Source organism: Clostridium omnivorum (assembly GCF_026012015.1).
Taxonomy (GTDB): Bacteria; Bacillota; Clostridia; order Clostridiales; family Clostridiaceae; genus Clostridium_AX; species Clostridium_AX omnivorum.
Window position 1 is genome coordinate 820,151 of record NZ_BRXR01000001.1, and the last position, 21,862, is coordinate 842,012.

Below are 21,862 nucleotides of genomic sequence, written 5' to 3' on the forward strand. Positions count from 1 at the left end.
GAGGAAATTATATGGAATTTATCGTTGATAGTGTAGATAAAACTTTGTCTTTAGGTAAGCAGCTTGGAAAGCTTGTACAACCAGGTGATATTATATGTTTAAATGGCGACTTAGGTGCAGGTAAAACTCATCTTACAAAAGGAATTGCAGAAGGGCTTGAAATTTATGACCATATTACAAGTCCAACTTTTACAATTGTAAACGAATATTATGGAAGATTAAAACTATATCATTTTGATGTATATAGAGTAAATGATCCTGATGAAATATCTGCTATTGGCTTTGATGAGTATATTTTTAGCGATGGCGTAAGTGTTATAGAGTGGTCAAAATATATTGAGGAATTGATTCCAAATAATCATTTAAGCATCACCATAACAAAGCTGCCAGAACTAGGAGTTAATTATAGAAAAATAACTCTTACTTCCAATGATGTAAGTTATGATTATATAAAGGAGATTAAACTATGATTGTTTTAAGTATAGATTCAGCTACAGAAGCAGCAAGTTGTGCAGTACTTGAAGATAATAAGCTGCTTTCCGAAATAACCTTTAACTTTAAAAAGCAGCACTCTGTTATATTGATGCCCTTAGTTGACAATCTCTTAAAAAATCTTCAACTTGACTTAAAAGATATTGATGGTTTTGTAGTTTCCAAAGGACCTGGTTCTTTTACCGGCCTTAGAATAGGCATGTCTATGATAAAAGGCCTCAGCCAAGGAACCAAAAAACCCTTTGTATCTGTATCATCCTTAGATGCTTTAGCATATAATATGGCATATACCTCCGGCATTATATGTCCTATTATTGATGCACTTAGGGATAATGTTTATACAGCACTGTATAGCTTTAAGGATAACAATTTAGTAAAAGAACAGGATTATACTATAATACATATAGATGAACTAATAAATTTACTTAAAGAAAAGCAGCTACCAGTATGTTTTATAGGCGATGCTGTACCAAAATTTAAAGCTAAGCTAAATGAGTGCCTAGAAAAAGTATCCTTTGCTCCACCGCACTTAAATCTTGTAAGAGCTTCAGCACTAGGAGAACTAGGCTTAAAATTATTAAATCAAGGTAATCAAGATAATTTATATACTTCAGCACCAATCTATCTAAGAAAATCTCAAGCAGAAAGAGAATATGATAAAAAAATGGGGATAGATAGCAATGAATAATGTTGAGATTTGTACCTTAAAAGCAATTCACATTGATGAAATTTCAAAGATAAATTCTTTAAGCTTTCATACACCTTGGAGTAAGGAAGCTATATACAAAGAACTCGATAATAAATTTGCTAGATATGTGGTAGCCATAATGGATGGCAAGGTAATCGGTTATGGTGGAGTTTGGATTATTGTGGATGAGGGCCATATAACTAATATAGCTGTGCACCCAGAATATAGAGGCATTGGAGCAGGCGATATGATTGTAGATTCTATAATAGAAATATGCAGATTAGAGGATGTTGAAGCTGTAACCTTAGAGGTAAGAGAATCTAATATACCAGCCCGCAGACTTTACGAGAAGCATGGATTTATAGCTGAAGCTATAAGAAAAGGCTATTATCAAGACACTAAAGAAGATGCAATAATTATGTGGAATAGACATATATAAAGAGGTTAGATTAATAAAATCTAACCTCTTATTTTATAGTTTTCCTAATTCCTTTTTGTCAGCCCCATTATATACCTCTTCCTGATGAAGTATTGGAGATACTGCTTTATACACTGCTAGTGATACCGCAGAAACTGCAATTCCCTTCAAAAGATTAAATGGTATTATAGACCACAGTATTAAAGTAAATAAATTAATAATCCTTGGATTTAGTTTTGATCCCATTCCAACTACTGCTGCTATTTTAAATCCTAGAACTTTATCATATAATGGAAGGAATAAGTAATAGTTTAATATTCCTGCTGCAATGGACATAACAATACTTCCTATTATTAATGATATAATAGCATTTTTTCTTGTTTTATTTTTAGCATATATACTAGCTGAAGTAATTACAAAAACTGATCCTACTAAAAAGTTTGCAAGTTCACCTATAAGTGCAGTTGAAGTTCCTTTAAAGATAACATGAAGCACATTCTTTAGAAGTTCAATCAATACTCCCGCTACAGGTCCTAGTGCAAACCCACCAATTAGTGCTGGAAGATCACTTAAATCAATCTTTAAAAAGCTTGGAAAGATTGGTAGTGGAAGCTCAAAGAACATTAATATGAATGCTATAGCACTCAAAAGCGAAATTTTGATAAGTGTGTTTAATTTTTTGTCTTTCATAAAATACCCTCCTGTTTTCCTGTACATAACAAATTTATTTTGTTATGCCTACTTGATATTTACATACCTTTCAGGGTACCTAGTACAAATAAAAAACCCTGACACAAAATGTCAGGGCAAAAAAACGTACTAATGTATCTTCTTTCATCCAGACTCTACTGTCGGCTTCGGAATCTAACCGAATCTGCCTTACGGCTCGCGGGCTATACCGCCGGTCGGGATTTCCAATTTCTTGGTCACCCTGCCCTGAAGATTAAATATGTAATTGTTACAACATTATTATAGTACTAATGAAAGCTAATTTCAATAGTCTTGTTATATTTTTATCATTAATTTTTTTTCATTGTTAGTGCTATTCTTTTTCTCTTTTCATCAACCTCTAATACTTTAACCTCTACTATATCTCCAACCTTAACTATATCTAATGGATGCTTTACAAATTTGTCGGCCATCTGGCTCTTGTGCACCAATCCATCTTGGTGTACTCCAATATCAACAAATGCTCCAAAGTCAGCAACATTTCTAACTGTTCCCATAAGAGTCATACCTGGCTTTAACTGTGTTATATCTATTACTCCTGTTTTAAAAATTGGCTTTGGAAGTTCCTCTCTAGGATCCCTTCCAGGCTTTTTAATTTCTTTTATTATATCTTGCAGCGTTAGAATTCCAATATCAAGCCTTTTAGCTAACTCCTCAATACCAATTTCCTGTACTCTAGAATCTATATCCAGTAACTTGCCATTTTTTAAGTCTTCTTCACTATAGCCTAATATGTTCAAAAGCTCTTTTGCAGCATTATAGGATTCAGGATGCACTGCAGTGTTATCAAGGGGTTCTTTGCTTTCCAGTACTCTTAAGAATCCAGCGCATTGTTCAAAGGCTTTGTCCCCAAGCCTCTTAACTTTCAAAAGTTCTTTTCTTGTTTTAAACTTTCCATTTTCTTCTCTATAGGCTACTATATTTTGAGCAATAGTTGAATTAATCCCTGCAATATAAGATAGTAATGATGGAGTAGCTATATTTAAATCCACTCCAACGCTATTAACACAGTCCTCAACTATACCTTTAAGGGATTCATCCAATCTTTTTTGAGCTACATCGTGTTGATACTGCCCAACCCCTATTGATTTAGGATCTATTTTAACAAGCTCTGCTAGTGGGTCTTGGAGTCTTCTTCCTATGGAAATAGCCCCTCTTATAGATACGTTTATATCTGGATATTCCTTTGTAGCAAGCTCAGAAGCTGAGTACACTGAAGCACCAGCTTCACTAACTACAACGTAGTATACATTTCTTCCAGTTTCTTCTTTTACTTCTTTTATAAGTCTAGCAATAACTTCTTCTGATTCTCTGCTTGCTGTTCCATTTCCAAGCGACACAACTTCAACTCCATGTTTATTTACTAACTGTTTAAGCATCTTCAAGGAACCTTCTACATCATTTTGCGGAGCGGTGCAATACACTGTAGCTTGCTCTAAAAACTTTCCTGTATCATCTAAAACTGCAATTTTACAGCCTGTTCTAAAACCAGGGTCAAAGCCAAGTACCACTTTTCCTTTTATAGGAGCCTGCATCAAAAGCGCCTTTAAATTAGCCTTGAATATTTCAATAGCGCCTTCTTCTGCTTTTTCAGTAAGCTCAGATCTTATTTCTCTTTCAATAGATGGGTATATAAGTCTTTTTAACGCATCTTTTACGCTTTCAGCTATATAATAATCTGTATTCTTGTTTTCTTTTAAACACTTTACATTTAAATATTCTATGATTCTTTCATTTTCAACTGTAATTTTTGCAGAAAGTACCTTTTCCTTTTCTCCTCTATTAATAGCTAAAATTCTATGTCCTGGAATTGCTTTTACTGGTTCCTTGTAATCATAGTACATTTCATAAGGTGTAGGCTCCTCACTTGCACCCTTTGTTTCAATTATGCCTTCTCTATGTACAAAACTTCTTATCCATTTTCTATAGTCAGCATTATCAGATATAGTTTCACTTATTATATCCATTGCTCCTTGAAGAGCCTCTTCTTCACTTGCAACAGATTTTTCTTCATTTACAAACTGTTTTGCATATTCAATTATGTCACCTTTAAATTCTCCACTGTATATCGTCTCAGCTAAAGGCCTTAGTCCTTTTTCCTCGGCAATAATTGCTCTAGTCCTCTTTTTAGGTTTGAATGGTCTATATATATCCTCAACCTCTGTTAAGGTATCACATTTCATAACCCCTTCTCTTATCTCTTCAGTAAGCTTTCCCTGTTCTTCAATTATTCTTATTACATCTTGTTTTCTCTCTTCCAAGTTTCTAAGGTATGTTAATCTTTCAAAAAGGCTTCTTAAAACTGCGTCATCTAGCCCTCCGGTCATTTCTTTTCTATATCTAGCTATAAATGGCACTGTATTGCCGGAATCCAAAAGTTCAATTACACTTTCAATCTGTCTTTTACTGACATTTAATTCAATAGATAATCTTTCTACTATATTATTCATAATTCCACTCCTTTTGATATATTGCACTGCTGCTACAATTACCATAAATAATTATATCATATAATAAGTTTTTACATAAGTTTTACAATTTCTTAGATTTTTAATTGTTTATAATTATCTATTCAATACATGTCCCCTAAATTTCTATGCTAAGTTATATTGATTTTATTTGATTCATATTATTTAAAGACATTAGATTTTATTAGGTTGCCACGCACAAGGCTAGGTTACCCAGTGTTTCCACTGAAAGGAGGTAAAAGGTCTAAATGACCTTTTACGGGTAACTTGCCGATGGGAATCGGCATGAATAAGTTATCCAGTTTTTCGACTGAAAGGAGAAATATATGAAAGATAATATTATTAAATTTGTTCTAAGCTTATCATTATTACTATTTTACTATAGTTTTCAATTTACTTTCACAGTTCATAGTTTTAACCATACCAATGTAAAAAATAACATTGAATATTTAGCCTCAGATAATTTCAAGGGGCGATTAGCAGGAACTCTTGAAAATGAAGAAGCCGCAGCTTTTATAAAAAGTGAATTCAAAAACCTAGGACTTATACCCTTTGAAGGTGATTATTATGATCCCTTTAATGCACCATTCCCCAATAGACTTGATCAAGATCCGTTTCTAAAAATATTGGACAAGAATGGTAAGACAATTAAGGATTATAAATACAATGAAGACTATAAGGAAGATATGTTGAACTTTAAAAAGAACAATTTAAAGTTCAGCAAAAAAGATACTATTAAAATGAATAATACCGCTATGCAGATTAATCAAGGTAATGAATCCTTTATTTTCTATGTACCTGAGAACAGTAATCTTTCTTTTAGAAGTTCCTTTATAAGCACAGATTCAAATTCACTATATATAATGATAACTCAAAAGACCTTTGATGAAATTAAAGACTATATATCAAAAGGAAATACAGTTAGCTGCTTTATTCCTTTTGATATTAAGGAAGGAAAGCTAAACAATGTTATTGGATATATTAAAGGAAGTAATCCTAAAGCTGCACCAGTAATAATTAGTGGACATTTTGATCACTTAGGCTCTGATTTAAATGGAACTATTTATAGCGGCGCATTAGATAATGCTTCCGGTATTTCCTTTGTACTTGAATTTGCAAAATATATAAGATCCTTAGGAACGCCAGATAAAAGTATTATTTTTGTAGGGTTCAATGCTGAAGAATTCGGCTGCGTTGGCTCAAGCAAGTTCGTAGACAAGTATAAGGATTCTTTAAAGGGGGCTAAAGTTTATAATTTTGATATGGTTGGAAGTAACAATTCAGTTCCTCTATCCATAATGGCTGGGGAAAAGGATACAATAAATTCAGATTTCATACGTTCTCTAACCTCTACTTTAAGCAGTGAAAATGTAACTTACAGCTGCGTATTTGAAAACTCTAGTGATCATGAAGCTTTTAGAAAGAATAATATAGATGCAATAACCTTTAGTGATGATGATATGACACGAATTCATACTCCTTCTGATAAACCTTCTTTCATAAGTACAAAGTCTATAGATAGATGTTTTTCAGTAGCTTCTGTTGAAATTATTAAACAAGCCTTTGATGGAAATCCAATGCTTATACATTATGAAAATATTCTTATGGTTTCACTTATAAGTATTTTTTTAGTCTTTCTCCTATACAGAAGAACATCTTAAGTATTCTAGATAAAATTTATAAGGCAGTCCCTAAAATTATTTAGGACTGCCCTTTTTAATCAGTTATAGCCTTACAGCTTTCCCTAGTTATAAGCTTTGCAGGTATTACAACCTTTTTACAAACTTCTCTACCAGATGTTAGTCTTTCTAGCATTAAATCTACAGCTGTTTCCCCCATAAATTCAATATGAAGTTTTATCGTTGTTAGTGGAGGCATCATATACTGAGCACTAGAAATATCGTTAAATCCAATAATACTTATATCATCAGGTATTTTTAAATTTTTTTCATATATTGCCTTATAACAACCTATAGCTATTGAGTCATTAGCTACAAAAGCAGCAGTAGGCATAGTTCCATTTTCAAGAACTTCCTTCATCAATTTATAGCCGTCTTTTGGTGTATACTTTCCCACCTTTACAAAGTCATCGTTATACAAGCCTTTTTCTTTCATATACTTGCAGTATGTTTCCTCTCTTAAGTCTGGTAATCTATTACCATTTATATCAAAGTCCATTCCGCCTACATACGCTATATCAGTATGCCCTAAAGAGGATAAGTAGTCTAAAGCTTTTTTTACTGCTTGATGAAAATTAATAACTACAGAATCGAATAAGTCATCATCTGGTGAACTATCAACGAAAACTACTGGCCTTGTAAATTTTTTTATTCTCTCAACGTCATTGGCATTAAAGGTTCCAAGTGCAATAATGCCATCAATGTTCTTTATTTTTTCAAAGTCATCATTTTTTCCAATTCTTATAATATTTGCGCCCTCAGCCATAAGTTTTTTTTCTATTGACACACGTATAGATAGATAGTAAGTATCATCAAGTTCCTCTTCAAGAGAATAGGAATAAAAAAGGCCTATTTTAAACTTTTTTCTATGTTTTTTCCGTTTTGAAGGTGTGTATTCTAGTTCCTCAGCTGTCTCAAATATTCTTTGCCTTGTTTCAGCCGATACATTTAATGTTTCATCATAATTTAGAACTCTTGATACTGTAGCAATTGACACTCCAGCTTTTTCTGCAATATCCTTTATAATAGCCATCTTATTTATCACCTATTCTATAAAAAATTTATATTGTCGTAACTTAATCATTATTAGTATATTCACAGGTTATAGTATTTTTAATTATATTCTCTTCTTTATGCAGCTTATCTTTATGCAAAAAAGATAACTTTGTCTCAGAAATAATAATTGCAGCAAATATCAAAATACATCCTATGGATATTTTTAATGTCATTTGCTCCCCAAGAAACATTACTGAGGCTAAGGAGCCAAATACTGACTCCATAGAAAGTATAATAGCAGCTTTTGTTTCATTTGTAAACTTCTGAGAAACATTCTGTAGAAGGAATGCCAAAGTTGTACTAAAAATACCTAAGTATGACACTGCTAATATTCCTTTTGAATTCAAATGAATATCCGTCTGTCCCATTATAACAATGGATATTAAAGAAAATATAAAGGCGAAGGTTAGTTGTAGTGTAGTTAATAATATAGGATCATATTTTTTCACATACTCACCTACAAAAAATATATGAAAAGCAAATCCTATGGCACATATTAATGTTAGAGCATCGCCCTTATTCATGTTAAAACTCCCATTAAGAGTTAAAACACCTACGCCAACACAAGCAAGCAGTGCTCCTCCTATTCCATATTTATCTATAGGTTTCTTAAATATCAATGTGCCTAAAAATGGCACCATAACCACATTAATTGCAGTTAAAAATGCATTCTTTGATGGTGTAGTATATTGTAGCCCTATAGTTTGAAACGCAAAGGCTATAAAGAGAAAGAAACCTAATATTGCACCAGCTATTATAGAACTTTTATCTATATTTTTAAGCTTTTTTCTATATATTGTGATCATTAGCACTGTTGAAATAAAAAATCTGAGGGTTATAATTTGAAACGGAGTAAGCTTTGAATCTAAAGATAACTGCGATGCTACGAAACCCATACCCCATATAATTGCCACAAATGTTAGGCCTATCTCTCCAAGGTACTTTTTCATTTAAGCTTTTCCTCCAATCATAGATACTCCCTTGCTAGCATTAAAAACACACTGGATGTCCAAGTAAAGGCTGGATCAACTAATCCCTTGCCTGAAAAAGGATCAAAATTCTCAGCCATACCTCCAACTAGGGTTGCATTACAAAAACGTTTTGCATAATCCTTAGCAATTGATGAATACCCATAGGAATTTAATGCATCAATTATTATATACATCACTGGTGCCCATACAGGTCCAAGCCAATAACCATTTTCCTGATATAATGAACTTTTATAGGCTTCTGTGGTTAGCCCAAATACACTTGTAAAATCCTCTTTTAGGCTCTTAACAATATTGTCTCTTATTTCAAGTGGAAGTCTATATCCTATAACAATAGGAAGTCTTAATAAAAGACTATTTCTATATGGTATTTCCTTTTCCTCTAAATCATGTAAAATAGCCGAAAACCCATCTTCTTTCCAAAGGCGTTTTATTAAAAGCTCATACATGTCATCGGCTTCACTTTTCCATCTATCCTTTTCCTCTATTTTCCCTAGTTCTAAGGCCATATCAGATAGAATGTCCATCTGTTTAATAAGATGAGCCGCAAGATCAGGGGATTCAACTGGAATTCCCGAGTGAAAAACAGAAGCATTATCCCATCCTGAATCATTTCCATGATTGTATAATGGTAGAATACCCTTATTTTTTCTTCTATGAACAAGCCAGTATTTTGTAACTTTTGATAAAGACTCATACATTAATTCTACCACTTCTTTTTTATTAAAAAAGTTATTATTTTTTCTTAATATATTAAAAGCCCATGCATGAATTGGCGGCTTGCAGCAGCTAAAGGAACTAAATTTATCGTTTATAAAATCCGGATATATTCCTGAATCATCCTGATTATCAATAAACAATAACAGCTGGTCAAGAGCAAGCTGTGGATGATTTGTGCTTAACATCATGGCATTAAAGCAATTATCCCAGCTCCATATGTTGTACATCCAGTTTTTAGACATATACATAGCATAGCGAGTTAACCTATCTTGAGGATGCACAACGCAAGACCATGTTATATAGCTAGCAAGCTCCCTTGATGAACTATACTCTTCAGGTACCTCCGTCATAGAATTAACCCACTTTTCATAACATTTATCAACTTTCTTTTGCGCCACTTCATAACTTGTAAATTCTTTATTTCTCCATACAGTCTTATAGTTCTCTATAACAAAGTGCATATAGTCACCTTGGGGTTCAACTTCCATTGCTATATTTTCGTTTCCTACTATCTTCCAAGGAGCATTTAACACTACCTTGCCCTCTATTAAGCTAAACATCATTTTAATTTCTTTTGAATAAAAATGATATTCCCATTGGTTAGAATCGAATCTAAGTACATTATCATACCTTGTTTTAACTGCATTAAACCTAAGTCCAATTCCCCTTCCTTCAATATGAACCATATCCTCTTCGCTTATGCAAATATTAATTTGATCACTAGGACTTTCAATACCTGTTAATGTCAGCTTTGTTTCGCTGACATTAACACTATAAGGCACTGATTTTCCTTTTTTTATTACATCTATTTTAAATAGTTTGCTTTCAGATTCATCGCCACCATGAACATCTCTTAAAAGCAATTCTTTTGATTTAGGATCTATAGAAAAAACAAAGTACGAACCATATCTGCTAAAGGGCACTTTACTTATTTCAAGTTCCATACTATCACTCCTTAAATGTTTTTTAATTCAATCTATTCTTCATATACAATTTTACTGTATTTTACTGCATCCATGCTTTTTTCATTATAAAGTGACAGTTCAAATTGAAAATTAAATTCCTCAGGAATTAACTTGTACTTTGGAAGCTGATCCTGACCGCAGCTTGCACTTCCAAGACCATTTTGTCTATAATCAAGGTTTAATACTATAAAATCAGCCTTTTTTATTTCGTGCTGATGTTTTGCTGCTTCTAAGTTTTCTTTTGTATAGTCATGTGCAGTAAACTCAAAGTTCTTGCTTGATTTAACAAAAATACCAGTATCTAAATCATTAAGGCTCATCCAATTTACATCAGTATGATTCCCATTCTCTTGTGGGTACACATATGGAGTATGCATATTTTCCACTTTACTTTTATATATTCCAATTGGGCTTGACAGCTTACTGTCACAATAGGACTCGCCTGGGCCTCTCCCATACCATACTGCTCTGTTGAAATCTTTATTTACGTATAGCTCAAGTCCTATCCTTGGAATTACATTAGGCATATTTAATTCTTTCCTAAAGGGGTGTCCTCCAACATTCAACTTTATATCTCCATTAGAATATATAGTATAATTATATTCAGCCTTAAAAGCCCATCCTTGATTTGGAGGAGCAATATGCACTCCTATTTTTATAAGTACTGATGAATTATCTTTTTCATATTCAATGTATTCTAATACTTCCTGCATCATATGAAGAAAATACTTTTCCTTCCAATCCTTTACAAGGTACATGTCATTATCTATTGGAGCGCGCCAGAAATTTAAGCTTGGTCCTTTCTCTATTACGGTTTTACCTTTATGCTTATATTCTTCTAGGCACCCAAAAACTTTGTTAAATATAATATTAAAATCTCTTCCAGTTATAATAAGCTTCCCACCAATTTCTTGTACATTTAATTGAGTGTTATTAGGACGAGCATACTTATTTGCTTTAAATACTGGAAGCTTAAACTGCTCAAAGGTTATCTCATGTCCGGATTTTCCCCACAGCTCATCTGTATTTAAAACATATTTTACATTTAACCAGTAATCTGTGTTTTCAACTTCATTTTGCATATTAATCGGAATCTTAATTTCCTTCTCTTCTCCAGGATTAATGTCACAAATGTGTATAACTCCAGATTCAACTACATTTTCATCATGGCAAACATTCCAATTTATGTCAACATGTGATAAATCAACAAAATCGTACAAATTTTTAATTTTAATTATTCCATTTTCTAAATCTACAGCATAAGAACTAATAGGCTCAATGACCTTTTTATACTCAAGAAGGCCTGGCGATGGTGTTCTATCAGGAAATATAAGTCCATCTATGCAGAAGTTTCCGTTGTGTGGATAATCACCAAATTCCCCTCCGTAAGCATAGTACTCTACTCCATCATTATTTTTTTGTTTAATGCCATGGTCAAACCATTCCCAAATAAAGCCACCTTGAAGTCTTTTATATTTTCTAAATACATCCTGATGCTCCCTTAAACCACCCGGTCCATTCCCCATGGAATGTCCATATTCACACAGTATATGTGGTTTTTTTCCTTCTATGTCCTTTCCTATTTCTTCAAGACGATTTAGTCTTGTATACATTGTGCTGTATACATCACTAATAATAGCATCGCTATCTCCTTCATAGTGAATAAGTCTTGTATTATCTATACTTCTACATGCCTGAGCCATGGCTAAAAAATTATTTCCAAATCCTGATTCATTACCTAAAGACCACATAATGATTGATGGATGATTCTTATCCCTTTTTACCATCCTCACAGCCCTATCTACATAAGCTTTTTCCCACCTGCTGTTGTTACTTATCCAATTATAATTTCCTGTAAGTTCAAAGCCATGACACTCCAGGTCTGTTTCATCAATTACATAAAGTCCATAAATATCACAAAGTTCATAAAAATAAGGATGATTTGGATAATGTGAAGTTCTCACTGCATTTATATTATGCTGCTTCATTAAAAGCACATCTTGAAGCATACTTTCTTTTGTTACGGTTCTCCCCATTTCAGGGCTAAAATCATGTCTATTAACTCCATTTAGCATTATTGCTTTTCCGTTTATTGTAAAGTTTCCATTCAAAACTTCTATTTTCCTAAAACCTATTTTAAGAGGTACAGCATAAAGTGCTTCATCTTCAGAATTCTCTAGCTCTATTATTAATTTATAAAGGTACGGAGTTTCAGCTGTCCATTTATTGGGGCATATTATCCTTTTCTCCAGTAAAATTTTATTATAATTTTCTTGTTCTATATTAATATCTTTATATTCAAATTCACAAACATTTTCATTGTTCTTATCAAATAGACCACATTTTAACTTAAGTCCATTAATATCAGCAGCACTATAATTTGAACAAAGTATATCAAGCTTTAAGATGGAATCATTGTACGCCTTATCAAAATCAGTTACAACATATATGTCATCAATGCATATATAGGGTTCATTTATTAATTCAACACTTCTAAATATTCCACTAAGCCACCACATATCCTGATCCTCTAGATATGTACCATCTGACCACTGATAAACACATACTGTAATATCATTCTCTCCTTCTTTAACAAAGGATGATATATCAAATTCAGAAGTTATTCTACTTCCTTTACCATATCCTGCTTCCTGGCCATTTATCCATAGATTAAAAGCACTGTCTACCCCGTGAAATCTAACTATTGTACGATTCTTTATCCACTTACTATCAAGCTTAAAACTACGTTTATAAATTCCTGTAGGGTTTTCTGTGGGCACATATGGTGGATTTATAGGAAATGGATAATAAACATCTGTATAATGCATTTTCCCATATCCTTGAAGCTGCCAATTCCCAGGAACCTTAATATCATCCCAACTTGATGTATCATATTCGCCACTATAGAAATTTTCCGGAGATAATTCTGGTGCCCTTAGAAACATAAACTTCCATGATCCATCAAGCTGAATTTCACCATAGCTGTTAGTTTCATCACAGCTAAAGGCACCTTCACTAGATTTATAACCATAAAAATATGCTCTGCTATCTTTTCTGTTTATATGAAGTAAATCTATATTCTCCCACTCTTTCATATCTCTCTTCTGCATAAAATATTCCTCCGTTATTGTTTTATACCACCGCTAATACCTTCTACAATATACTTTTGTGAAAAAGCAAAGACAATAATTGGTGGTATTATCATAATAATTGTAATGGCCATTATAGGTATTATTTGCATAGTATGAACTCCCTTAAAGGATGCGAGCCCAAGTGCTAAAGTATACTTTGTTCTGTCTTGTAAAAAAATAAGAGGTCCAAGATAATCATTCCAAACCAGAAGAATATTAAGCACACCTATAAGAATTAGTGGCGGCCTCATAAGTGGAACAAATATCTTTGTAAAAATTTGAAATTCATTTGCACCATCAATTCTAGCGGCTTCTTCAAAATCTCTTGGAATTCCCATTAAAAACTGCCTTAACAAGAATATATTATAAGCTGATCCGAAAAAAGCAGGAACAATAAGTGGTTTCAACGTATTTATCCATCCAAATGCATTAAATTCCATATATTGAGGAATCATTGTTACATCCCAAGGAATCATCATAGTAGAAAGCAGCAAAATAAATAGTACACCCTTCCCCTTGAATTCATATCTTGCAAAACCATAAGCTACAAGTGAGCATGAAATAAGTTGTCCTATAGTTGTAAACACGGTAACTATTACAGAATTTTTAAAGTACAGATTGAATGGTTGAGAATTCCATGCCTTTATGAAATTATCAAAATGCCATATGCTAGGCAATATCTTTGGTGGAAATGTAAAAGCTTCACCGTCAGTTTTAAAAGCTGTTAAAATCATCCATATGAAAGGAAATAAAAAATAAAGTGTAAATATTCCTAGAAAAATATATGTTATTATCTTTTGCGTTCTGCTCATCTTCATTTCTTATTACCTCCTTTATTACCAGCTACTTCATTTTCGTAAAATACCCATGCTGAAGAAGACTTAAATATAGTAGCTGTCAAAATTAATATTATAATAAACATAAACCATGCATTTGCACTGGCATATCCCAATTTGAATTGTTTAAAGGCATTGTTATATACAAAAAGTCCATAAAAATAGGTTGATTTCATGGGTCCACCATTTGTAAGTAATAATGCTAATGTCAACTGTTGAAGAGCAGTAATTGTTGATGTAATAAGGTTAAATAGAAGTGTTGGAGTAATAAGAGGTAGTGTAATGGAGAAAAAAGAACGTATAGGTGATGCACCATCTATATAGGCAGCTTCATACATATCTTTTGAAATACTGCTTATTGCTGTATAGAATATAAGCATCATTGTTCCAACTCCCCAAGCACTTGCAATAACTATAGCACTAATAGCCCATTTAGGATCTGTAAGCCACTGAGGTCCTTTTATACCTATAAAAGATAAAAGATAATTTAACACTCCATATTGAGAATTTAAAATCCATCCCCAAATAATCGAAATTGCAACTCCCGAAACTACCGTTGGTATATAGAAAATTGTTCTAAATACTTTTACTCCTCTTATAGGACGAGTTATAAGCAGCGCAAGTACAAGCGCTAAAATAAGGTTTAAGGGAACAAATATTAAAGCAAACTTAAGTGTTATAGCAAGGGATTTAAAAAATTGAGGATCTTTTGTAAACATATTTATATAATTTCCAAGTCCCACAAATTGGCGTTTCCCTATAACCGGCCAATTATAAAGACTCATTATTAAAGAAAAAACTAATGGTACCAATGTAAAAATTAGAAACCCTATTATCCATGGTGATATAAAAATATATGGTGTCATTGTTTTTATAAGATTACGCTTTTTTATTCTTACCTGCTTGGTCTGTTCCATATGGAAACCTCCTATATTGAATTTAAAGAATTATCTCGCTGAAAACGAGATAATTCTTTAAAAAGTGCTATTTTACAGCTCCATCAAGTGCTGCTTTAGGATCCTTATAACTGCTTGAATTAAAGACTTGCTCAAATACAAGTGATAGCTTATCTGATAGTTCACTCCATTTATTATATTTAAATGATGATGAAGTATAATCTTTACTTTGATCTAGCATAGTGTAAAATTTTGAATATGTGCTGTCTGTTAAAAGATTTTGAGATTTAGCAACAGATTTTAATACAGGTATTTCATATCCAATACGAGCTTTATTAGCTTCCTCAGAGGTCCAGTATTTTACGAATTTCCATGCAGCATCTTTATTCTTGGATGTTTTTGATATAGAGACTCCTGATGAGCTTACAATACTTATAGATTTTTTTCCTTGCTCAAATGAAGGAAGAGTTACAACACCATAATTTATACCAGCATCTTTTAAAGTGCTTAATGACCATGATCCATTTATAAACATAGCTGCATTTCCACTTTTCATTTCATCTAGCCCAGACTTTTCAGATGCTATTGCAATACCATCTTTCTCCATGCCTTGAAACATATTAAGAGTTTCTATAGCTTTTGTACTATTAAGATTTCCATCTATCTTTCCATCTTTTCCTACATATTGAGTACCATTACTCCATAAGTACATCTCAAAGTCATATGGATCTGGCTTTCCTGAGAAAGCAAAGCCATATACCTTTTTATTCTTATCTGTCAACTTTTTTGCAGTGTCCTTAAGCTCTTGCCATGTCCAACCATCCTTTGGATATGCAACACCAGCTTTATCAAATAGAGCCTTATTGTAGTACACAACATGAGTTGTATATCCTACAGGCATTCCTAAAACTTTTCCATTCAATGAATTGTAGTTCCATAATGTTTCATAGAAGTTATCCTTATAAGCTTGTCCCTCTTTTTCAATATAACTATCCATTGGTTCAAGTGCTCCTCCATACTGAGGATAATTCCACATATACATTATATCTGGAGCATCATTAGCGCCTATTCCCGCAGCTATCTTAGTGTCATAATCATTACCATATCCTTCTAGAGTTACTTTTATGTCCGGATTCTCACTATTAAACTTATCTACTAATTTCTGCTGCATAGCAAGAGTATCATCAGAGTCCCATGATGCGAATCTTAGGTTTACTTTTTGAGTAGATTGTCCTGTGGTTTGACTAGTCGATTTAGTTCCACAGCCTGATAGCATACTTAAAGTCAAAGCCATTGTCATTGCAATTGTTAATACTTTTCTTGTTTTCATCATTTATCCCTCCATTTATAAACCAATTAATTTCTTGTACTAGTACTTTTATGTATTTTACTTTAGAAGCTAATTCACTTTATATTTAATTTTTTAGCAATTGCTGTATTATATAAAACGTTTTCTTTTATTAATAATATACTATTAATTCTAGTAAAAGTCAATTAATTTTACTAGTAAAATTAATTATTTTTTACTAGTAAAATCATAACATCATATAGATTTATCTTTATGATACACATATTACTAACAGATATAATGGCTTAAATCTTATTTTGTAAAGTTATTATGTCATTTTAAAGCTAGTAAAATTTATCATTTTTACTTAATAATGAATAGTCACTAAAAATATAGATAATTATCTATATCATTTCTGATTTTTCACAAAAACAAAAGATGCTGATTTACTTTAGAAAATAGCTTCTATAGTAAGTTAACATCTTTTAATGTGTTTTTATTATTTTAAAAATTATTATTCTTGCAATACCCCACTACTGCTCTGCTTAAGATATTCATTAATAAAGATATCAATTTCTCCATCCATTACTGAATTAATATTACCCATTTCAGTACCTGTTCTGTGATCCTTTACCATAGTATAGGGTTGAAAAACATAAGAACGAATTTGACTTCCCCAGCCAATATCCTTTAACTCTCCAGTTAAATCCTCTACTTTTTCCTTGTGTGCTCTTTCCTTAAGCTCTATAAGTTTAGCTTTAAGCATTTTAAGGGCCATATCTCTGTTATTGTGCTGACTTCTTTCATTTTGACACTGCACAATTATCCCTGTTGGTATATGTGTAATTCTCACCGCTGACTCAGTTTTATTTACATATTGGCCTCCAGCTCCACCCGCTCTATACGTGTCCATTTTTAAGTCATCTGGTCTTATTTCAATATCTTGCTCTTCCGTAAGTTCAGGCAGTACTTCAACAGATGCAAAGGAAGTCTGTCTTTTTCCTGCTGAATTAAATGGAGATATTCTAACCAATCTGTGTATTCCTCTTTCAGCCTTTAAATATCCATATGCAAACTCTCCAATAACCCTTAAAGTAACTGTTTTAATTCCTGCCTCTTCTCCAGAAAGGTAATCTAAAGTTTCTAGTTTAAATCCTTTGCTTTCACACCATCTCGAGTACATTCTTAGCAGCATCTCTGTCCAATCCTGCGCATCCGTACCGCCTACCCCTGCATGTAGAGTAAAAATAGCATTATCCCTATCATACTCACCAGATAGCAGCACTTCAATTTTAAACCTATCTATTTCAATTTCTGCAAAGTTTATTTCCCTTATTATCTCTTTTTGAGTATCAAAATCATCTTCTGATACTAATTCCTTTAGTACTTCTATATCCTCTACAGAACTTTCTAAGCTATTAAACCTATCAAGTTTATCCTTTAATGTCTTAGCTTCTTGAGTTATAGCCTGTGCCATAGCTATTTCATTCCAAAAATCAGGTTCCTGCATTCTATTTTCTAATTCATCAATTTTCTTTTTCAGTCCATCAATGTCAAAGGGACCCCCTAATTTCATCAAGCACTGGTTTTAAACTATCTAATTTACTTACTGCTTCTTCAAACTGTATAAGCATATCACTAATCCTCCAAAAAATATGTATATAAAGCCACCTGTACCACAGAAGCGGTTAAAGGTGGCTTTATTATTATACTATTATACTGCTTAGATAAACAGACATCTATGCATTATTTTTTATGATAATCTTCCGCAGCAGTTCTTATATTTCTTTCCAGAACCACATGGACATGGATCATTTCTTCCTGCCTTCTTTTCCTTAACAACAGGCTGCTTTGGTAATGATTCATCATAATTTGTAGCAGTTTCTACAGCAACTCTCTCTCTTTCAACTGGCTGCTCCATTTGGACATGAAATAAAAATCTTACTGTCTCTTGTTTTATATTGTATATCATTTCATCGAACATTTCGCTGCCTTCAAATTGGTATGCTTGAACAGGATCTTGCTGCTTGTATGCTCTAAGTCCAATACCTTGCTTTAAATGCTCCATATTGTCTATATGATCCATCCACTTTGTATCAACAACTCTTAGAAGTATTACTCTTTCTATTTCTCTTAGCTGTTCTGAGCCGAATTCCTCTTCTTTTGAATCATAAAGATCCTTAGCTAGACTTAGAAGCTTTTCTTTTATCTCATCATTAGTCATGGTTTGAAGCTCTTTTGCAGTTACTGCTCCCTTAGGAAGATAAAGGTCATCCATAAAGTCTACTAATTTTTCAAGTTCTTTTTCAAGTTCTTCTTCGACACCAGAAATATGAGAATTCACAGCAGACACTATTACATCCTTTATCATATCCTGTATTTCAACTTGAATATTTTCGCCTTCGAGAACCTCAGATCTTTGTTTGTAAATAATCTCTCTCTGCTTGTTCATAACATCGTCGTATCCAAGTAAAGTCTTTCTTATGTCAAAGTTATTTCCTTCAACCTTCTTTTGAGCATTTTCTATTGCCCCTGAAACCATCTTACTTTCGATAGCCTCATCTTCTCCAAGGCCTAGTTTATCAACCATTCCCTTTAGCTTATCTGAACCAAATATTCTCATTAGATCATCCTCTAGGGATACATAGAATCTTGATTCTCCAGGGTCACCTTGACGACCAGAACGTCCTCTTAATTGATTATCTATACGTCTTGATTCATGTCTTTCAGTACCAATAATCTTAAGACCACCAAGTTCTACAACATCATCGCCAAGTTTAATATCAGTACCACGGCCTGCCATATTTGTAGCAATTGTTACCATACCTTTTTCGCCAGCATGTGATACAATTTCTGCTTCCTGCTCATGAAATTTAGCATTCAATACCTGATGAGGAGTGCCTTTCCTTTTAAGTAAATCAGAAATCATTTCAGACTTATCTATACTAGTAGTACCTACAAGTACTGGCTGACCCTTCTGATGAGTTTCAACTATTTCTTCAACTATAGCTGTATATTTTCCCTTTGCTGTTTTATACACTAAATCTGGATGGTCCATTCTTACCATTGGCTTGTTAGTAGGAATAACAACAACATCCAATCCATATATTTCTCTAAATTCTGTTTCTTCAGTTAATGCAGTACCTGTCATACCAGATAATTTAGTATACATTCTAAAGTAATTTTGGAAGGTAATTGTAGCTAATGTTTTGGATTCTCTTTCTACTTTTACTCCTTCTTTAGCTTCTATAGCTTGATGTAAACCATCGCTATATCTTCTTCCTTCCATAAGTCTTCCTGTAAATTCATCAACGATTACTACTTCGCCTTCTTTTACTATATAGTCTTTATCTAACTTCATGTGGAAGTTTGCTTTAAGCGCTTGTGATACATGGTGTTGAATTTCAAGATTTTCAGCATCAGAATAGTTTTCTATATGGAAAAAGCTTTCTGCTTTTTTCACTCCATCATCTGTAAGCATAACTGCTCCAGCCTTTTCATCCACGGTAAAATCTTTTTCTTTAACAAGTGTTTTAGCAAAATAGTCTGCTATTTTATAGAATTCAGTAGATTTTTCACCTTCACCAGATATTATAAGAGGAGTTCTTGCTTCATCTATAAGAATAGAGTCAACTTCGTCCACTATAGAAAAGTTTAATGGTCTTTGTACTCTTTCTTCTTTATAAACAACCATGTTGTCTCTTAAGTAATCAAAACCAAATTCATTGTTAGTTCCATAGGTTATATCTGCTCCATAGGCTTCTCTTCTTTGGTCATTATTCAAATCATGCAAAATAACTCCAACCTTAAGGCCTAGGAATTCATAAACTTTACCCATCCACTCTTTATCTCTTTGAGCAAGGTAATCATTTACTGTAACTACATGAACACCCTTGCCTGATAAAGCATTAAGATATGCTGGGAGTGTTGCTACCAATGTTTTACCTTCACCAGTTTTCATTTCAGATATTCTTCCTTGGTGTAATACTATACCACCAATAAGCTGTACCCTATAATGCTTAATACCTAGTACTCTCCATGCAGCTTCCCTACAAACCGCAAATGCTTCTGGAAGAATGTCGTCTAGAGTTTCTCCTTCTTGTATTCTCTTTTTGAATTCCTCAGTCTTACCTCTTAACTCATCATCAGTTAGACTTTGAGTTTGAGAATCCAAAGCTTCTATCCTATCCACAATGGGAAGTATCTTTTTTACTTGTCTTTCACTGTAACTGCCAAATATCTTTTCCAAAACGCTCATAGCTCTTCATCCTCACTATCTTTGTTTATATTTCAAAATTATTAAAATACTTATACCTAATAGATTATATCATCTAATTACTTCAGGTTCAACTTTTAAAAGATGTAATAACTATTTTTTTACAATTTGTCCAAAATTAAAAGGATGTGAGTTTAGCCCACATCCTATATTTTTTAGAATTCTGGTTCTATTAAGCCGTAGTTTCCATCTTTTCTCTTGTAAACTACGTTAACCTCTCCGCTTTCATCATTTGAATAAACGAAAAAGTCATGTCCTAATAATTCCATTTGAAGTACAGCTTCTTCAGGTGACATTGGCTTTATAGCAAATTTCTTAGTCTTTACTATTTCAGGATTTCTTAATTCTTCATCCCTGTACTCATACTGAGGAATATTTTTATATTTTAGAGGTACATTTGTATGATATTTTCTTTCTATCTTTGTTTTATGTTTTCTTATTTGTCTTTCTAATTTATCACTTACGATATCTATAGCTACATACATATCCTCATTGGCTTCTTCACTTCTTAATAAAACTCCATTAAAGTTGATACTTACTTCAATTATTTGTCTTGCCTTTTCAACATTTAGGGTTACAAAAGCCTCCATGTCCTCTTCGAAAAATTTGTCTAATCTTGAAAGCTTTTTATCAATAGCATTCCTTAAGCCTTCAGTAACCTCGATATTTTTGCCTAAGATGTTTAATTTCATAAGCTCAGCCCCTCTCTACCCTTATGGGTTACGAATTATGATCTTTAGTCGTAAACTATGCTTTTTGTTTTAAACATATGCTATATATTATAGTTATTAGTATATGTTTAAATTTACCTTGGTTAGATTTGTTAATACAATTTTATCTTCTTTTTCTGCAAATAACAAGGGCTATAAATTACAATTTACAGAATATTAAATAATTTTATCTTATTCTTCTTAAAGATAGCTTATCCTTATTTATCCTAGCTTCATTTTTTAATATTTTTTGAAGATATTTGTCAAATTATATTATATAGTTCTCTTGTATGATTATATGTAATTTTATTTTTTTTATGTGAGGATATATTTTTATATTTTTTCAAAAAATAAAAATCTTAGTTTTAAAAACTAAGATTTTATTATTAAGTTAGTTGACCTGGTCTTTGACCCCACACTCGCCTGCTGGAGCTTTTGCTACCCGGAATCAACCTCTCACTACTAACTCTCTCGTATAAAACGGCAGGACTTACTTCTAAGCCGCACCATGCTCATTAAAA

At 32.7% G+C, this 21,862-nt stretch carries 16 protein-coding genes and 1 riboswitch; of the genes, 4 read left to right on the forward strand and 12 right to left on the reverse strand.

Annotated features, from left to right (window positions below; all coding sequences use genetic code 11):
* The first annotated feature begins 11 nt into the window (after positions 1-11).
* From tsaE to rimI, 3 genes are read left to right on the forward strand one after another with little or no spacing between them, the layout of a single operon-like run.
* Positions 12-470 carry a tRNA (adenosine(37)-N6)-threonylcarbamoyltransferase complex ATPase subunit type 1 TsaE gene (gene tsaE, locus bsdE14_RS03780; RefSeq protein WP_264848627.1) on the forward strand — a complete coding sequence of 153 codons (459 nt, stop codon included), beginning with the start codon at positions 12-14 and terminating at the stop codon, positions 468-470.
* Positions 467-1,180: a tRNA (adenosine(37)-N6)-threonylcarbamoyltransferase complex dimerization subunit type 1 TsaB gene (tsaB, locus tag bsdE14_RS03785; protein ID WP_264848628.1), complete on the forward strand. Its 714-nt coding sequence runs from the start codon at positions 467-469 to the stop codon at positions 1,178-1,180. The genes tsaE and tsaB overlap by 4 nt, the downstream gene beginning before the upstream one ends.
* Positions 1,173-1,619 carry a ribosomal protein S18-alanine N-acetyltransferase gene (gene rimI, locus bsdE14_RS03790; protein WP_264848629.1) on the forward strand — a complete coding sequence of 149 codons (447 nt, stop codon included), beginning with the start codon at positions 1,173-1,175 and terminating at the stop codon, positions 1,617-1,619. The genes tsaB and rimI overlap by 8 nt, the downstream gene beginning before the upstream one ends.
* A gap of 33 nt (positions 1,620-1,652) precedes the next feature.
* Here the strand turns inward: rimI and bsdE14_RS03795 are convergent, their stop codons facing one another.
* Complete coding sequence (locus bsdE14_RS03795; protein WP_264848630.1) at positions 1,653-2,288, reverse strand: ECF transporter S component; 636 nt, start codon at positions 2,286-2,288, stop codon at positions 1,653-1,655.
* A 132-nt stretch (positions 2,289-2,420) separates the two neighbouring features.
* Positions 2,421-2,546, reverse strand: a riboswitch (FMN riboswitch).
* A gap of 71 nt (positions 2,547-2,617) precedes the next feature.
* A complete protein-coding gene (locus bsdE14_RS03800; protein ID WP_264848631.1) occupies positions 2,618-4,777 on the reverse strand; it encodes a Tex family protein in 2,160 nt (719 codons plus the stop codon).
* 344 nt (positions 4,778-5,121) lie between these two features.
* On the opposite strand from bsdE14_RS03800, the gene bsdE14_RS03805 reads away from it, so the two are divergent.
* Positions 5,122-6,456: a M28 family metallopeptidase gene (locus bsdE14_RS03805; RefSeq protein ID WP_264848632.1), complete on the forward strand. Its 1,335-nt coding sequence runs from the start codon at positions 5,122-5,124 to the stop codon at positions 6,454-6,456.
* Between the two features lie 55 nt (positions 6,457-6,511).
* Here bsdE14_RS03805 and bsdE14_RS03810 read toward each other — a convergent pair whose 3' ends face one another.
* The 10 genes from bsdE14_RS03810 to hpf all read right to left on the reverse strand — a co-directional run bounded on the left by bsdE14_RS03810 (position 6,512) and on the right by hpf (position 21,323).
* The gene (locus bsdE14_RS03810) at positions 6,512-7,507 is read right to left on the reverse strand and encodes a LacI family DNA-binding transcriptional regulator (RefSeq protein ID WP_264848633.1); all 996 of its coding nucleotides are present in this window, start codon (positions 7,505-7,507) and stop codon (positions 6,512-6,514) included.
* Between the two features lie 43 nt (positions 7,508-7,550).
* Positions 7,551-8,480 (reverse strand): DMT family transporter, encoded by a 930-nt coding sequence (locus bsdE14_RS03815; RefSeq protein ID WP_264848634.1) that lies wholly within the window; start codon positions 8,478-8,480, stop codon positions 7,551-7,553.
* A 17-nt stretch (positions 8,481-8,497) separates the two neighbouring features.
* Positions 8,498-10,183, reverse strand: a complete 1,686-nt coding sequence (locus bsdE14_RS03820) for an amylo-alpha-1,6-glucosidase (protein WP_264848635.1) — start codon at positions 10,181-10,183, stop codon at positions 8,498-8,500.
* A gap of 32 nt (positions 10,184-10,215) precedes the next feature.
* A complete protein-coding gene (gene ebgA / locus bsdE14_RS03825) occupies positions 10,216-13,314 on the reverse strand; it encodes a beta-galactosidase subunit alpha (RefSeq protein WP_264848636.1) in 3,099 nt (1,032 codons plus the stop codon).
* A gap of 14 nt (positions 13,315-13,328) precedes the next feature.
* On the reverse strand, positions 13,329-14,153 hold the full coding sequence (locus tag bsdE14_RS03830; RefSeq protein WP_264848638.1) for a carbohydrate ABC transporter permease: 825 nt from the start codon (positions 14,151-14,153) through the stop codon (positions 13,329-13,331).
* Positions 14,150-15,088 carry a carbohydrate ABC transporter permease gene (locus bsdE14_RS03835; protein WP_264848639.1) on the reverse strand — a complete coding sequence of 313 codons (939 nt, stop codon included), beginning with the start codon at positions 15,086-15,088 and terminating at the stop codon, positions 14,150-14,152. The genes bsdE14_RS03830 and bsdE14_RS03835 overlap by 4 nt, the downstream gene beginning before the upstream one ends.
* A 67-nt stretch (positions 15,089-15,155) precedes the next feature.
* Positions 15,156-16,400, reverse strand: a complete 1,245-nt coding sequence (locus bsdE14_RS03840) for an ABC transporter substrate-binding protein (protein WP_309298110.1) — start codon at positions 16,398-16,400, stop codon at positions 15,156-15,158.
* Between the two features lie 469 nt (positions 16,401-16,869).
* Positions 16,870-17,989, reverse strand: a protein-coding gene (gene prfB / locus bsdE14_RS03845; protein ID WP_264848641.1) for a peptide chain release factor 2 whose coding sequence is annotated in 2 segments (ribosomal slippage) — positions 16,870-17,910 and positions 17,912-17,989 — 1,119 coding nt in all. Because the reading frame shifts where the segments join, the coding sequence is not laid out codon by codon here.
* A gap of 119 nt (positions 17,990-18,108) precedes the next feature.
* Positions 18,109-20,613, reverse strand: coding sequence for a preprotein translocase subunit SecA (gene secA / locus bsdE14_RS03850; protein ID WP_264848642.1), 2,505 nt, complete (start codon positions 20,611-20,613; stop codon positions 18,109-18,111).
* A gap of 173 nt (positions 20,614-20,786) precedes the next feature.
* Positions 20,787-21,323 (reverse strand): ribosome hibernation-promoting factor, HPF/YfiA family, encoded by a 537-nt coding sequence (gene hpf, locus bsdE14_RS03855; RefSeq protein WP_264848644.1) that lies wholly within the window; start codon positions 21,321-21,323, stop codon positions 20,787-20,789.
* Between the last annotated feature and the right edge of the window lie 539 nt (positions 21,324-21,862).